At 70.1% G+C, this 14,698-nt stretch carries 13 protein-coding genes and 1 other RNA gene; 5 read left to right on the top strand and 9 right to left on the bottom strand.

Translation table 11 applies throughout. From position 1 onward, the window contains the following. Positions 1-20 precede the first annotated feature (20 nt). From F9C11_RS01170 to rnpB, 5 genes are all read right to left on the bottom strand, one after another. Positions 21-2,978 (bottom strand): ATP-binding protein, encoded by a 2,958-nt coding sequence (locus F9C11_RS01170; RefSeq protein ID WP_409183105.1) that lies wholly within the window; start codon positions 2,976-2,978, stop codon positions 21-23. A 3-nt stretch (positions 2,979-2,981) separates the two neighbouring features. Next, positions 2,982-3,470: a hypothetical protein gene (locus F9C11_RS01175; RefSeq protein WP_409183106.1), complete on the bottom strand. Its 489-nt coding sequence runs from the start codon at positions 3,468-3,470 to the stop codon at positions 2,982-2,984. A gap of 12 nt (positions 3,471-3,482) precedes the next feature. Next, entirely contained in the window at positions 3,483-3,749 is a 267-nt protein-coding gene (locus tag F9C11_RS01180) for a hypothetical protein (protein WP_009073098.1), read from the bottom strand. Between the two features lie 480 nt (positions 3,750-4,229). After that, positions 4,230-5,087 (bottom strand): SCO6745 family protein, encoded by an 858-nt coding sequence (locus tag F9C11_RS01185; RefSeq protein ID WP_409183107.1) that lies wholly within the window; start codon positions 5,085-5,087, stop codon positions 4,230-4,232. 22 nt (positions 5,088-5,109) lie between these two features. Next, an RNA gene (rnpB, locus tag F9C11_RS01190) (RNase P RNA component class A) lies at positions 5,110-5,502 on the bottom strand. 110 nt (positions 5,503-5,612) lie between these two features. On the opposite strand from rnpB, the gene sfnG reads away from it, so the two are divergent. Both sfnG and F9C11_RS01200 read left to right on the top strand, forming a co-directional pair. Next, the gene (gene sfnG / locus F9C11_RS01195) at positions 5,613-6,743 is read left to right on the top strand and encodes a dimethylsulfone monooxygenase SfnG (RefSeq protein WP_409183108.1); all 1,131 of its coding nucleotides are present in this window, start codon (positions 5,613-5,615) and stop codon (positions 6,741-6,743) included. A gap of 77 nt (positions 6,744-6,820) precedes the next feature. Then, positions 6,821-7,999: an SLC13 family permease gene (locus F9C11_RS01200; RefSeq protein ID WP_409186782.1), complete on the top strand. Its 1,179-nt coding sequence runs from the start codon at positions 6,821-6,823 to the stop codon at positions 7,997-7,999. Here F9C11_RS01200 and F9C11_RS01205 read toward each other — a convergent pair. The 4 genes from F9C11_RS01205 to F9C11_RS01220 all read right to left on the bottom strand — a co-directional run bounded on the left by F9C11_RS01205 (position 7,996) and on the right by F9C11_RS01220 (position 12,636). Beyond that, positions 7,996-9,741, bottom strand: a complete 1,746-nt coding sequence (locus tag F9C11_RS01205) for a hypothetical protein (protein WP_409183109.1) — start codon at positions 9,739-9,741, stop codon at positions 7,996-7,998. The genes F9C11_RS01200 and F9C11_RS01205 overlap by 4 nt on opposite strands. A 182-nt stretch (positions 9,742-9,923) precedes the next feature. Then, positions 9,924-11,066 (bottom strand): bifunctional RNase H/acid phosphatase, encoded by a 1,143-nt coding sequence (locus tag F9C11_RS01210; protein ID WP_409183110.1) that lies wholly within the window; start codon positions 11,064-11,066, stop codon positions 9,924-9,926. Beyond that, positions 11,063-11,800 (bottom strand): zinc ribbon domain-containing protein, encoded by a 738-nt coding sequence (locus F9C11_RS01215; RefSeq protein ID WP_409183111.1) that lies wholly within the window; start codon positions 11,798-11,800, stop codon positions 11,063-11,065. Before F9C11_RS01215 ends, F9C11_RS01210 begins: the two co-directional genes overlap by 4 nt. 17 nt (positions 11,801-11,817) lie before the next feature. Then, the gene (locus tag F9C11_RS01220) at positions 11,818-12,636 is read right to left on the bottom strand and encodes a Nif3-like dinuclear metal center hexameric protein (RefSeq protein WP_409183112.1); all 819 of its coding nucleotides are present in this window, start codon (positions 12,634-12,636) and stop codon (positions 11,818-11,820) included. A gap of 40 nt (positions 12,637-12,676) precedes the next feature. Here F9C11_RS01220 and F9C11_RS01225 point away from each other — a divergent pair, with 40 nt between their 5' ends. The 3 genes from F9C11_RS01225 to F9C11_RS01235 all read left to right on the top strand — a co-directional run bounded on the left by F9C11_RS01225 (position 12,677) and on the right by F9C11_RS01235 (position 14,696). Continuing rightward, entirely contained in the window at positions 12,677-13,138 is a 462-nt protein-coding gene (locus tag F9C11_RS01225; RefSeq protein ID WP_409183113.1) for a low molecular weight protein-tyrosine-phosphatase, read from the top strand. Positions 13,139-13,186: 48 nt separating this feature from the next. Next, positions 13,187-14,020 carry an SURF1 family protein gene (locus tag F9C11_RS01230; RefSeq protein ID WP_409183114.1) on the top strand — a complete coding sequence of 278 codons (834 nt, stop codon included), beginning with the start codon at positions 13,187-13,189 and terminating at the stop codon, positions 14,018-14,020. 67 nt (positions 14,021-14,087) lie between these two features. Beyond that, positions 14,088-14,696, top strand: coding sequence for an FMN-binding negative transcriptional regulator (locus F9C11_RS01235; RefSeq protein ID WP_409183115.1), 609 nt, complete (start codon positions 14,088-14,090; stop codon positions 14,694-14,696). Positions 14,697-14,698 lie beyond the last annotated feature (2 nt).

Genomic DNA, 14,698 nt, shown 5'->3' on the forward strand with positions numbered 1-14,698 from the left:
CCGGCCCGGATCACCGGGGTTCATGCGGCATCCCTTCCGGTGCCGCCGCTCTTGCCGCCGGCCCGGGCGTGCCGGTCCTCCTGCCGTCCGTCGCGCACTGCACCCTCCACCTCGCCGGTCTCGGACGCGAGCGGGTCCGGCGAGCCCAGCAGCTGCTCGTCGGCGAGCCCGACCTCGAGTTCCGCTTGGAGTTCGAAGTCGTGTTCCAGCTCGTCGTCCTCCGGTGGGGCGGGGACGTACGGCTTGGCCTCGTCCTCGTGGGGCGCCACGAGTTCCTTGCCGGATTTGCCGCGCGCGTCGGGCGAGCCCGGAGTGGTGTCCATCGCCGCGCGCAACGCGTCGAGATGCGGGCCGGAGAAGTCGACGCGGATCCGTTCCACGCCGCCTGCTCCGTCGCCGAAGATGAACTGCCGGGGTTCCATGTCGCGTTCCAGCCCGCGCTGCGCTCCGGGGCGGCGGCCGAGCGCGGCGACGACCTGCTCGTAGCCCACCCCGACCGGCACCTTCAGCAACCGCAGCGCGTCGGCCTGCGCGTCGTCGTCGTCGAGCCTGCCGACGAACACCGAGTCCAGCAGCGCCACGAAACCCTGGATCTTCAGGAAGTCCGCCGGGATCTGCGACGACAGCAGCACCCGGACGTTCCACTTCCGCGAGTCGCGCGCGAACCGGTTCATCAGCACGCGCCCGGTCGGCACCTCGGACAGGAAGAACGCCTCGTCGATCCAGACGCCCTTGCGCAGTTCCTTCGGCTTCTCGTACACCGACCGCTGGGTCAGCCACGCCGCGAGGTTCAGCATTTCCACGCCGAGCGATTCGGCGTCGGTCCAGTACTCGCGCGGCACGCCGTCCTTCGGCAGGGTCAGCCCCGCCATGGTCAGCACGGTCATCCGGTCGTCGCGGGTCTCGGAGTACGGGTCCGCGTCGGTCTCCGGGATCAGCAGCGCCATCCGCTCGCGCATCTCGTCGAGGAAGTCCGCGACCACGACCGCGTGCTCGTGGTGCTCGCTCGAATCCCGCCGCAGCGCGTCGATGACCTGGCCCGGGTCGGCGTCGAACCGGCCGCCGACCGCGCGCACGGCACGCAGCAGCACGATCCGGGTCTGCGCCATCCGCGACACCTCGTACGGCAGCACGCCGGTGAGCACGTCGAGCACGAGCCGCCGCCGGGTCGCTCCGGCCAGCGCCTTTTCGCGCCGCCACGAGCGTTCCGGGTCCTCCTCGTCCATGAAGTGCTCGATCAGCGGATCGGCGACCACCCGGTACGGGTTGAGGATGCCCGGCTGGGCGTTGAGCAGGTTGATCGGCCGCGCGTACGGCCGGAGTTCGGGCAGCTCGCACAGCCTCGACAGCGGGCCGGACGGGTCGAGGATCGTCCAGTGCGCCCCGGCCCGCAGCGTCTTGTAGACGATGCCGCCGCCGAGGAACGACTTGCCGCCGCCCAGCCCGGCGACCATCGCGGTGAGGCCGGATCCGTCGCGGATTTCCTGTGCCATCCACGGGTCCCAGGCCACCGGACGCCTCGTCGCGGTGACCGTTTCGCCGAGCAGGATGCCGCGCCGGTCGCCGACCTCGGCGGTCGCGGTGGGCACCGCGGACGCGGTCCACACCACCGAACCGCGGCGCATGTACGCGCCCGACGCCAGCGGCTCGCCCGGGATGAATTCCCGGGCCATCGCGTACTGCGCTTCCGGATGCTCGATGGCGATCTTCGGCTTGTACAGATCCAGCAGCTGCTGGGCCAGCCGCAGCGCGTCGCGTTCGGTCGGGCCGGACACCGCCAGGCGCCACCACGACCGCACGCGGGTGGCCAGCGCGGTGAAGCCCGACGTCATCTCGTCGTCGATCTCCAGCACCCGGCCGGCCTGCCGGGCCAGCGACTGCGGCGGTTCCAGCTCGTGCTCGTCGGTGTAGTGCTTGACCTGCGAGCGGACCTTGTTCATCTGCCGCTGCAGTTCGCCGGACACCTCTTCCGGCCGCCGCACGTAAATTCGCGCGGACACCTCGACGGCCGCCGGCAGCCGGTCCGCGTGCTGGATCCACGGGTCGTCGACCTCGGGGATCTGCAGGCCGTGCATCTGGCCGACGGTGAGCACCGCGAGATGCCGCGACACCCCAGCGTTGGACCCGGTGCGGCCGCGCACGGTGACCGTGGGCGCGTACGGGTCGGCGTGGAAATCCGCCGCGTCGGTGAAGCTGGCGAGGTCCTCGGGCTCCCATGCCGCTCCTGGCACGGCGGGCATGTTGCGCGGCGCGGGCAGGCCCAGCGAGCACGAGCGGTGCATCAGCCAGGACATCTCCTCGGCGTGCACCGGACGGCCTTCCAGCCCGGCGCTGCCGATGACCTGGTCGAGGTGCTCGATCTCGGAGTCGAGCGCGGCCAGTTCGGCGTCGACCGCCTCGGGCAGGATCCGGCGCAGCACCGGCGCGGCGCGTTCGACCGCGCGGTCCACCATGCGCCGGGTCTGCACTTGAACGCCGAGATAGACCTCTTTCTCCGCCATCGAGCGGCCCATCAGCTGCTGCTGCTCGCCGATCAGGTAGTCGTCGAACGACAGCGCGCCGGGCACGTCGTTCGGCCGCCCGACCGCGTTGTGCACGTGCGCCTCGGCCCACATCCGGATCGGGTACGGCCGGTTGGTGACGCGCAGGTGCAGCCAGCGGCCCTGCAGTTCGGCGTACTGGCCGGCGATGGCCGCGATCAGGTCGCGGCGCTGCGAATCGGAACGGAACGACCAGCGCTGCGGCGCGAGCCGGTACCAGGCGTACACCTCGTATCCGGTGCGCAGCAGGTGCCCGTCGATGCTGCGCGCGGCGATCGACGGCGTGTACGCCGGTATCGCCTGCTCACCGGGCAGCCTGCGGCCCTTGCCGCCGGATTTCTTGCCGCCGGACGGAGGACGGCCTCCCGCGGGCGTGGTCCACGCACCGGCAGGGACGTCTTGCTCCCGCTTCCCTCGGCTTCCGCCGCGACCGAACAACGACTACCTCCCGGCCCGAGCCGCGGGGCGGCTCCGGCGCGCTCGTGGTGCTCCCTGTTTCCCGGCACTCGCACCGGCTCCGCGACGCGGGTCGCGGTGCTGGTACTGCCGCCTTCTCTTGTGCTTCGGCAGCGGGCGCTGCGCCCGCACCCGGACCCGGCTGGCGCTCACCGCGCCGCCGGTGCCCGAGGTCCGCTCCCTCGGCGTGCGCAATTCCTGGCCCATCATCGCGATCACCGCGCCCAGCGGGCGCTCGTGGCTGATCTTGGCGGTGATCAGCCTGGTGATCACGATCGTGGCCACGAACGCCCACGCCGTGGAGAAGAACCCGAAACTCCAGCCGACCCACCGCTCCACGGTGAGCACGACCAGGAAGACCGGAATGCCGACGAGCCACGCGACGTAGCGGGCTCGCCAGGGAAAAGTCGCCTTCGGCGGGCCGAGCCAGACGGCATCGACCCGGTACACCTCGTCATCGGTCCTGATCCGCACGCCTGCTCCGCCTCAGCCGGTGAACAGGCCGGCGATCCACTGGCCCACGTTCACGCCCGCGCCGCTGACCGCGAGTCCGATGATCGCGAGCGCGATGACCACGCCGGCGAGCCGCCGCATGACGCCCGCGTTGTCGCCCTTGCCGCCGCCGAGCCACAGCAGGAGCAGAGCGACCGCGAGCAGCACGAGCGGGATGATGTTGTCGAGCAGCCAGGTCCGGACGTTGCCGGTGCTGATCCCTTCGGCCACAAACGTCTCGAGGGCGGTCATGCTGGTCATGGCGATACTCCCGGTGCACGGCTGGCGCCGTGCTGTTCTGGCTTCGGCGAAGCTACGAACACCATCATGGCGTTACAAGGGGTAATGGTCAAAGCGCGCTGCGTAGATATCGGTGGATGTCGACTTGTGGTCATGGGGCGGGTACTGCGGTCCGATGGTCAGGATTCCTCGCCCTCCATCATCGTGGCAAGGGTGCTCCGGAATAACCCAAGCCACCCGGATTGCGCAGTGTTCCGGCGGTGCGGCTCCGCAAAACGCGCGACGCTCACTCTCGGTGCGCTCCGGACCGGCGTGTCGGGCAGGCACCAGTGTGGCATGCCCCGATCGGCGTTCCGCCGCGAGTCCGGTGAGTGACAACCGGACTGGAAAACAATCCGGAATTGATCACTCTCTGATGCGATAACGGTCACCATCACGTCCGATGTGCGCATTTGTTCACTACAAAGCGTGATCCCGGGCAGTTCCGGACCGTCCCGCGGCTCAGGCCCGGAACGCCGCGCTCGGGATCGCGCCGGCTTCGATCACCCGGCGGCTGAGCGAAGCGCACAGCTGCTCCAGCCGAGCCGTCTTCTCCTCGCCGAGGTGCCGCCACGGACCTTCCGCCGCCGCGTTCGTCGCCGTCTCGACGCGTTCGCGCAACTCCTGCCCGCGCTCGGTCAGCGCGCCGTCCGCGTCGAGGATTCCGTCCACGGACAGCCGGGCCGCGGCCGCGTCCCATTCCTCGTCGCTCCAGCCGCGGGTGCGCTTGGCTGTGTCCGGCGGGGTTCCGTTGCTGGTCGCGCTGTGCGTGACCAGTGCTTCGAGACCGGACAGGCCGTTGGTGGTCAAGGCGGCGACGTGCCCGTCTCCGCGGTGCTCGCGCAGCAGCGTGATCGCGTGCCAGAGCGCGAGGTGCGGCTGTTCGGGCCACGCCAGGTCCGCGTGGGCGGCGTAGAGCGGGCGCCCTTCCGGACGGCAGCCTTCGGTGGCTTCGCGGGCAAGCGCCGCGGCTTCGGCGACTTCGGCGGACGCGAGCGTCTCGTCGCCGAACAGCCTGCGGTAGATCTCGTCGACGGCGGCGAGCCGGGCTTCGAGGACTGTTTCGGGGCTCGCGATGGTCCAGACCCGCGGGATGAAGTGCGCGATCAGGCTGGGGCTGAAGCTGTAGAAGGTCGCGGTGACTGTGCCCGCTCCGACCTGGCCCATCGCCGCGGCGCGGCTGGCGAAGTAGGTCATCGACCCGGGTTTGAGCCCGGCGGCGGCGAGCCGCTGCTGGGTTTCTGGAGCGAAGTAGACGGGGGCGTGCAGAGCGTCGAAAGTGGTCCGGAAGGCGACAGCGGCGGCGACGGCTTGACCCATGCGCCCGATCGTAGCGATCGGGCGGACGAGCTGGCATGTAAGCCGGATCCTGTTCCCGGGCCGCCTCGCGGCGGACCGGGCGACGGTCATCCATCTCGGCCTGCCGTTGCCGACAGGCTCCAGCGGCCTACCCGCAGGCATCGGACGGGCCGCCCTCGATCGCCTGCGCAGGAGCGAACTCCCTCTTGGCCTTGCTCCGGGTGGGGTTTACCGAGCCATCCCGGTCACCCGGGATGCTGGTGGTCTCTTACACCACCGTTTCACCCTTACCCCCGTCGCGAGACGGGGGCGGTCTGTTTTCTGTGGCACTGTCCCGCGGGTCGCCCCGGGTTGCCGTTAGCAACCACCCTGCCCTGCGGAGTCCGGACTTTCCTCGGACCGGGAGACCCCGGGCCGCGACCGTCCTGCCAGCTCGTCCGCCGAAACAGCGTACCCGGGAGACCGCCCGGCCCCGGGTCCGGGCTGGCACATTCCATCGCGTGGACGCGCGTTGACCCCATTCCGGCCCGCTGTTTCACTCCCGCCATGACCGCACCCGAAGAGCAGGAACCTCTGAAATTCGCTTACTGGGTCCCGAATGTGAGCGGCGGCCTGGTCACCAGCGACATCGAACAGCGCACCGATTGGGGCTACGAGTACAACCGCGAACTGGCCGTGCTCGCCGAGAACAACGGCTTCGAATACGCGCTCACCCAGGTCCGCTACACCGCCAGTTACGGCGCTGCCTACCAGCACGAATCCACCGGTTTCAGCCTGGCGCTGCTGCTCGCGACGCAGCGGCTGAAGGTCATCGCGGCCGTCCATCCCGGACTGTGGCAGCCCGGCGTGCTGGCGAAATTCGTCGCCAGCGCGGACGTCATCTCCGGCGGCCGGGCCGCGGTGAACGTGGTCAGCGGCTGGTTCAAAGACGAGTTCACCGGGCTCGGCGAACCGTGGCTCGAACACGACGAGCGCTACCGCCGCTCGGAGGAGTTCATCCGGGTGCTCAAGCAATTGTGGACCGACGACCACGCCGAGTTCCGCGGCGACTTCTACCGGATCCACGATTTCGACATCAAACCCAAACCGGTCGCCGGTCCCGGACGGCCGCATCCGGAAGTGTTCCAGGGCGGCAACTCCACCGCCGCGCGCAAGCTCGCCGGCCGCGTTTCGGACTGGTATTTCAGCAATGGCAAGGATTTCGCCGGGTTCAGCGAGCAGGTCGACGAGGTGCGCGGGTACGCCGCGGAGAACGACCACGCGGTGCGGTTCGGGCTCAACGGGTTCGTGATCGCCCGCGAGACCGAAGCCGAGGCCCGCGAGGTGCTGCGGGAGATCGTGGCGAAGGCGAACGTGCCCGCCGTCGAAGGATTCCGTTCCGCGGTAGCGCAGGCCGGCAAGTCCACTTCGGACGCCAAGGGCATGTGGGCGGATTCGGAGTTCGCGGACCTGGTGCAATACAACGACGGCTTCCGGACCGGCTTGATCGGGACGCCGGAACAGATCGCGGACCGGGCGATCGAGTACAAAAAGCGCGGCGCGAACCTGTTGCTGCTCGGGTTCTTGCACTACCTGGAGGACGTCGAGCACTTCGGCAGGGAGGTGCTGCCGGTGATCCGGGAGAAGGAGCGGGTGCTGGCCCGCGGCGCGGGAGTGCCGGAACCGGCGGGGATCTGAATTTTCCCGGCGGCTAGCGTTCGGGGGTGAACGGTCCCCTGTCCCTGCTGCTTCTGGCCGGAACGCTGTGGTTCGCCATGGCGCGTCCGCGCGGCCTGCCGGAAGCCGTCTTCGCGGTCCCCGCCGCCGGTGCCGTACTCGCGCTCGGCCTGACCTCGCCGCACGAAGCAGGCGAGCGGGTCGTCCAGATGCTGCCGACGATGGGCTTTCTCGCAGCGATCCTGCTGGTCAGCCACCTCGCGGCGGCGGAAGGCGTCTTCACCTGGCTGGGTGCCGAACTCGCCGAAATCTGCCGAGGACGGCAACCTCGGCTCCTGCTGCTCACCTTCGCCGCGGCCGCGATCGTCACCGCCGTGCTCAGCCTCGACGCCACAGTCGTCCTGCTGACCCCGGTCGTCCTCGCCACCGCGGCGGAACTGAAACTCACCGCACGTCCGCATGTTTACGCGTGCGCGCACCTGGCGAACTCGGCGTCCACGCTCTTCCCCGTCTCCAACCTGACGAACCTGCTCGCGTTCACCGCGTCCGGCCTCACCTTCGCCGGTTTCACCGCGCTGATGGCATTGCCCTGGCTCGTCACGCTCGCCGTCGAACTCGCCGCGTTCGCCTGGTTCTTCCGCAAGGACCTCCGGGAACCGGTCAGCACGCGCCAGCCCGAACACCGGCGCGCACCGGTCTTCACCCTCGTCGTGCTAGCAGTCATGCTGGTCGGCTTCGCGACGGGACAGCTCGTGCACGTCGAACCGGTCTGGATCGCCGCGCTGACCGCGCTCGTCCTGGCCGCCAAAGCGTTGGCAGAGCGGAAGATCCGGCCTTGGCAGGTGGTCACCGAGGCGTCCCCGCTGCTGGTCCTCTTCGTGCTCGCTCTCGCGGTCGTGGTCGAAGCAGTCGACGAACACGTCCTCGGCGGTCTGCTGCGCACCATCCTGCCGACGACGGCGGGGCTGCCCGAACTGCTGCTCGCCGCGGCCGTCGCGGCGGTGCTGGCCAATGTCGTCAACAACCTGCCCGCGACACTGATCCTTCTGTCGGTCCTCGGCCCGCACCCGAACCAGGGCGTGCTGCTAGCCGTGCTGCTGGGCGTGAACATCGGCCCGAACGCGACGTACCTCGGCTCGCTGGCGACCCTGCTGTGGCGACGTGTCGTGGTCCGGCATGGACAACACCCGCCGGTGGGCGAGTTCCTGCGGCTCGGGGCGCTCACCACGCCGCTGTCGTTGGCAGCGGCGACCTGCGCGCTGTGGCTGGCCCTCTAGCCGCGAGGAGCGATCGTGCTTCCCCGCGACAACGTCGGGCCGCAGTCGTCCAGGCCGTCTCCGAAGCGCTGTGCCTCGACGTCCATCATGGTCACCTGCGCGTAGTGCTGAACCGCCGCGAGCTTCGCCGGGTCGGTCACCGCGTCCTTGCGGACGAAGTCGCCCTGCCGCTTGCCCGGGCCGGGGTACACGAGGATCGGGACGTAATCGCGGTCGATACGCGGGTCGACGCTGATGCCGTTGCCGTCCGCCCACGGGCCCCACGAGTGGATGAACGTCGGCTTCACCGTGTCGAACACGTAGTCGCGCAGGCCGGCGATGTCTTCCTTGTGCGTCAGGTCCGCGATCGGCGCGTTGACCAGGCCGGCCATGTCGACCAGTTCGAGCCGGCTCGTCATCGACGAGCCGCCGAGGTCCGGCAGCAGCAGCGACGCGTGCTGCAGGCCCAGCATGTCCGCGTAGGTGTTGAAGCCGCGGCCGAAGCGGTCGGCGATCAGGCAGGCCGGGACGGTCGGGCTCTTCACGAATTCCTCGTCGTGCTGCACGAAGCCGATCGCCGACGGGACCGCCGCGGCCACGAGCACGAGCGCCGCGACCGCGCGCCACTGCACCTTCGCCAGCGAACGCAGCAGCTCGGCGAAGGCCATGACGCCGCACAGCGTGCCCAGCACCCACACCGGCGTCGCGAAGCGGTACTGCGCCATCCAGTCCGGCACCATCACGCCGTACGCGATCACGCCCAGCGCGAGCGGCGTGACCAGCCCGATCAGCGGACGTCGCCACGGCACCTTGACCAGCGCCCAGATGACCGCGGCGAGCAGCACGAGCGTCAGCGCGATGCCCGCGTACTCCACCAGCTGGTGCGGCCGGATGATCGAGGCGAAAGTCGGCAGGCCCTGCTTCTTCGCGACCGACGGGTTCGCCAGCAGCCGGTGAAACTCCGTGTACCGCCAGACGACATAGCCGCCGAACAGCACGGCGAAGGCGGCGACGGACGCCAGCGCGGGCCGGAAGCTCCGCCAGAAACCCTCGCGCTTCACGCCGAACAGCAGGACGATCGGGTACGCGCTGGCGTAGATCAGGCCTTCCGGCCGGGTCAGCGCGGCCGCGGCGACGAGCACGCCGGCGCCGATCGCGACCTTGAACGACAGCGAGTTTTCCTTGCGCAGCGCGGTGAACAGCAGCGCGGCCAGCGCGGTGGTGAAGAACGCGAACAGCGAGTTCTCGAGGCCGGAGACCACCCAGATCACGAACGACGGGATCGCCGCCAGCCCGAGGCCGGTGGCCAGCGTGATCGCCCACGCGTGCCTGCGGAACACCTGCCGGGCCACCAGGTGGCACAGCACCAGGATGCCCGCGGCGAAGAACAGGCCGAGCAGCTTCGGGAACAGCACGTAGTCCGGGATGCCGAACAGCAGGCCCTTGTCGAACAGGCCGACGACCTTGCCCAGCGCGAGCAGGATCATCCAGGTCGGGTCGGAGAAGCCCTCCACCGGCGGCTGGCCGGGGGCGAGCACCGGGCCGAGGCCATCGGCGACGCTGCGCGAGTAGGAGAACGTGATGGCCGCGTCGTCGACGATCCAGTGCCCGTAGCGGGTGGTGTGCCAGGCGATCGCGGCCACGCCGGCCAGCACCGCCAGCGTCGACGCCAGCCAGCTGAGCTTGAACCGCGCGGGCGGGTCGGTCGTCTCCTCCCCCGGCAGGTCGGGCTCGGATACTGCGGTGAGTGCGCTAGCCGTCATGTCCTCGTCACTGTTTCCACTTGCGGATTCTGCCGAAGAAACGCACGAGCCTGCGCCCCCCTTGAAGTCCCGGCCGGGACCTGCGCCGCGGCGCCGCGGTCGACACCGCACTCTAGCCAATACCTCATCCGGGCCGTTTCACACGTCATCCCCGACCGTGATCCACCTCACAGATGTCCTGGTCAGGACAGATGCGAGATGTCGTTGACCAGCCGCACCGAGGCGTTGCCGTCCGGATAGAACTCGACGATCGACAGCGACGCCAGGTCCAGGTGCAGCCGGAAGAGCAGCGACGGCCCGGCGTCCAGCCCCATCCGCAGCAGGGTCTTGATCGGCGTCACGTGGCTGACCACGACGACCGTCCGCCCGTCGTACTGCTGGAGGAGGTCGCGCCGGGCCTTGCCGACCCGCTCGTGGACCGCGTCGAAGCTCTCGCCGCCGGGCGGCGGGCAGGAGGAATCGCTGAGCCAGCAGCGGTGCAGTTCCGGGTCCCGTTCGGCGGCCTCGCCGAAGGTGAGGCCCTCCCATTCGCCGAAGTCGGTCTCGATGAGGCCGGGGTGCGTTTCGACCCGGCCGCCGAGCGCGTCGGCGACCGCCTGCGCGGTCTGCTTGGTGCGGATCAGCGGCGACGAGACGATCGGAGCCGGTTCGCCGTCCTCGCCGATCAGCCCGGGCATCGCGGCCAGCCGTTTGGCGGCCGCGGCGGCCTGACCCCGGCCGTGCTCGGTGAGCGGGACGTCGCCGCGCCCGGAGTAGCGGCGGCCGACCGACATCTCGGTCTGGCCGTGCCGCAGCAGGAGCAGTTTGGTGGGCGTGCCGCGGGCGCCGGTCCAGCCCGCCGGGGACACCCGGTCCGGCTCGGCGGCCTGGTCCTTCGGTCGCGCCTCGGAAACCGGGGCGGGCGAGGTCGCTCCGGAGCCGGCGCTGTCCATCGCGACGTTCGCCAGCCGGTCCGCGTGCGAGTTCTCCGCACGCGGGATCCAGGTGTAGCTGACCCGCTCGAAGCCCGCCGCGATCTCGCGCGCCTGCGCGGCGAGCGGCTGCAGCGCGGCGTGCTTGATCTTCCAGCGTCCGGACATCTGCTCGACCACGAGCTTCGAATCCATCCGGACGTCCACAATGGACACTCCGAGTTCGGCGGCCGCGGCGAGCCCGGCGACGAGCCCGGAGTACTCGGCGACGTTGTTCGTGGCGACCCCGAGGTACTCGTGGCGTTCGGCGAGCACCTCGCCGGTGGCCGCGTCCTTCACGACCGCGCCGTACCCCGCCGGGCCGGGGTTGCCCCGCGAACCGCCGTCGGCCTCGACGATCGCCCGTTCGGTCACAGGCCCGACTCCAGCGTGCGGACCAGGATCGCGCCGCAGTTCTCGCACTGCACGACGGCGTCCTCGGGCGCGGTCTTGATCTCGGAAATGGCGTTGCGGTCGATTTCCAGCTGGCAGGCTCCGCACCGGCGGGCCCGCAGCAGCGCCGCGCCGATGCCCTTGTGCTCGTGGACGCGGGTGTACAGCTTGAGCAGCGGTTCCGGGAACCGGGGAATCAGCTTCGCGCGGTCCTCCTTGCGCCGGGCCTCGGTGGTGTCGAGGTCCTTGAACGCCTCGTCGCGACGGGCTTGCGCGGCCCGCACTTCCTGCTCCGCCTTCTCGACCTCGGCGCTGGTGCGCTGCGCGTCCAGGCCCAGCGCCTCGCGCTGCTCCATCAGCTCCAGCAGGTCGTCCTCGAGCGCGCCCTTGCGGCGGCCGAGCGTCTGCAGCTCGTGCTCGATGTCGGTCATCTGCTTGGCGCCGACCGACCCGGATTCCAGCAGCTTGCGGTCGCGGTCCTCGCGCGCCCGCACCGATTCGACCTCTTTCTCCTGCCGGGCGATCTCCCGGTCGAGGTCGGACGTCGCGGTCTCGACGGACACGAGCGCGTCGCGTTTCTCCCGGACGGTCTTCTCCCCCGCCTCGATCTCGGCGAGCTCGGGCAGAGTGCGGCGGCGGTGCGCGACGCGCGAAAGCTCGGCGTCCACCTTCGCGAGTTCGAGCAGCTGACGCTGGACGGCGGGGTCGGCCTTCACTGTGCTCCCTGATTTAGTTACTGGGCGGTAGCGCGGATGGTCCACGGGTCGGTGCACCGCGTGGAGACGTGAGCTTCGACGGTACCCGCAAAGGCCGCGCCGACAAGGGCCGAGGCCTGTCCGCACCACGGCCACTCGCTGGCCCAGTGCGTCAGGCCGACCAGCGCGGGCACAGTTCCGGCGGCGGCGAGGTGTTCGCCGGCCGGATGGTGGCGCAGATCCGCGGTCACGTACGCGTCGACGCCCTCGGCCGTCGCCTTCGCGAGATACGAGTCGCCCGCGCCGCCGGACACCGCGACGGTGCGGATCGGCCGGTCCGCGTCGCCCGCACCGAGCACGCCGGGCACGGTGGCCGGCAACGCGTCGGCGACGCGCTGGACGAACTGGGCGAACGGCTCGGCCTCGGGCAGGTGCCCGATCCGGCCGATCCCGGTGGCTCCGCCGGGTTCGTGCGGGTCGAGCGGCCGGTCGACCTCCAGGCCGATGGCCTGCGCGAGCGCGTCGGACACGCCGGGGTCGGCCGAGTCGGCGTTGGTGTGCGCGCAGTAGAGCGCGATGCCGCCGCGGATCATCCGGTGCACGAGCGAGCCCTTCGCGGTGTCCGCGGGAACGCCGTGCACGCCGCGCAGCAGCAGCGGATGGTGCGCGACGATCAGCTGCGCGCCGATCTCCTCGGCTTCGGCGAGCGTCTCCTCGACCGGGTCGACGCAGAACAGCACGCGGTCGACGTTCTCGGCCGGGTCTCCGCAGACGAGCCCGACCGCGTCCCAGCTTTCCGCCAGCCGGGGCGGGTAACTGCGTTCGAGGACGGCGATGATCTCGGCTAAGGCAGGCACCTGGGGATCCTCGCACGACTGCTCTGGAACACTGCTGGCCATGCCCAAGCTGGTGTTCGTCTGCTCCGGAAACATCTGCCGCTCGCCCATGGCGGAGCTGGTCTTCCGCAAGAAGCTCGCCGACGCGGGCCTCGCCGACGCCGTGCGGGTGTCCAGCGCGGGCACCGGGCCGTGGCACGTCGGCGAGGCGGCCGACCGGCGGGCGCGCGCCACGCTGAAGGCGCACGGCTACCCCACCGAGCACGTCGCGGCCGAGGTCAGCGAAGAGGACCTCGAAGCCGATCTGCTTCTCGCCGCCGACGGGAGCCACCTTGACTTCCTGAAGTCCCGCGTCGAAGACCCTTCGCGGGTGCGGCTGCTGCGTTCGTTCGACCCGTCCGCTCCGGAGGGCGCCGAGGTGCCGGATCCGTACTACGGCGGCGACGACGGCTTCGAGGACGTGCTCGGGATGATCGAGCGAAGCGTGCCGGGACTGCTGGACTGGGTCCGCGAACAGGCGTGACGTCCGGTCCGGGTGCGCGCACGGAACGCGACGGCCTACCGTAGAGGGGTGCGGTTGCGGTTTCTGCTCCGGCCGGGATGGCTGGCGTTGACAGTGGTGGTGTTCACCTTCGCCATCTGCTGTTACACGCTGCTGGCCCCGTGGCAGTTCCGGCGCGACAGCGAGCAGGTCACCCAGAACAACGCGCTGACCACGTCGTTCACCGCGAAACCCGCGCCCGCGGCCCAGCTGCTGCCGCCGGGGACGAAGCCGGACAAGAACACCGAGTGGCATCTCGTGTCCATCACCGGCACGTACTTGCCTTCGGCGGAAGTCGTCGCGCGGCTGCGCACTGTCCAGGGCCAAGGCGCGTACGAAGTCCTTACGCCGCTTCGCGCCACCGACGGCACTGTGTACCTCATCGACCGCGGCTACGTGGGGCTCAACAGCGACTCCGGCGTGCTCCCGTACGCGGCGGCGCCGGGCGGACAGGTGACGGTCGTCGCGCGCGTGCGAAGCGACGAGACAGACCCGAAGAACCGCGAAGCGTTTGCCGACGCGTCGACGAACGGGAAGCTGCAGAGCTACACCGTCGACTCGCGCGTGGTGGCGAAGGCTTCCGGCCTCACTATCCGGCCCGGGTACTTCCAGCTCGACAACGGCCAGCCCGGCGTGCTCAAGGCGTTGCCGCTGCCGCAGCTCGAGTCGGGCCCGTACTTCTCGTACGCGCTGCAGTGGCTGGCGTTCGGCACGATGGCGTTGCTGGGCTGGCTGTACTTCACGATCCGCGAACTGCGTCCGGGCGGCGCGCTGACGACCGAGCGCCCGCAGCGCGGCCGGCGCAAGTCCGTCGCGGAGATGCTCGCCGAAGACTCCGAGGACGAGTACTCTCCGACCGCCTGAGTGGCCTGGTCGTTTCTCGGGAAAATGGCTCTTTGTCCGGGCCACTTCCGCCGCTGATACTGGCCGTATGCTGATCCACCCCTGGGACACCGCGGACGAGAACGAATGGCGGGAATGGCTCGCCGGACACGATTTCGGCGAACTGGTCGCCGGCGGCCGCGGCCGTGATCTGCCCGTGGTCGTGCCGACGCACTTCGTCTTCGACGGCGACGCGACCGTCCGGCTGCACCTCGCCCGGCCGAACCCGGTATGGCCGCTGCTGGAGGAACACCCGCGCGCCCTGCTGACCGTGACCGGCGACTACACCTACATCCGCTCGGACTGGAACACCGCCGACGACCCCGCGCTCGGCGTGCCGACTTCGTACTACGCGAGCGTGCAACTGGCCTGCGACGTCCGGGTCATCGACGATCCCGAGGAGAAGGCCGCGCTGCTGAACCACCAGCTGGCGCACTTCGAACCGGACGGCAAACGCACCCCAGTGTCCGCTGTGGACGCTCCGGACCGGCGGCTGCTGCCCGGGATTCGCGGCGTCGAGCTGACGGTGACCGACGTGCGAGCGAAGTTCAAGTACGGCGGCAACAAGAAATCCGAAGACCGGCAGCGGATCAAGGCGCGACTGTCCGAACGCGACGGTTACGGCGACGCGGCAGCCATCGCCCACCTGAAACCCTGACG

It is taken from the genome of Amycolatopsis sp. VS8301801F10 (assembly GCF_046195355.1).
Lineage (GTDB): Bacteria > Actinomycetota > Actinomycetes > Mycobacteriales > Pseudonocardiaceae > Amycolatopsis.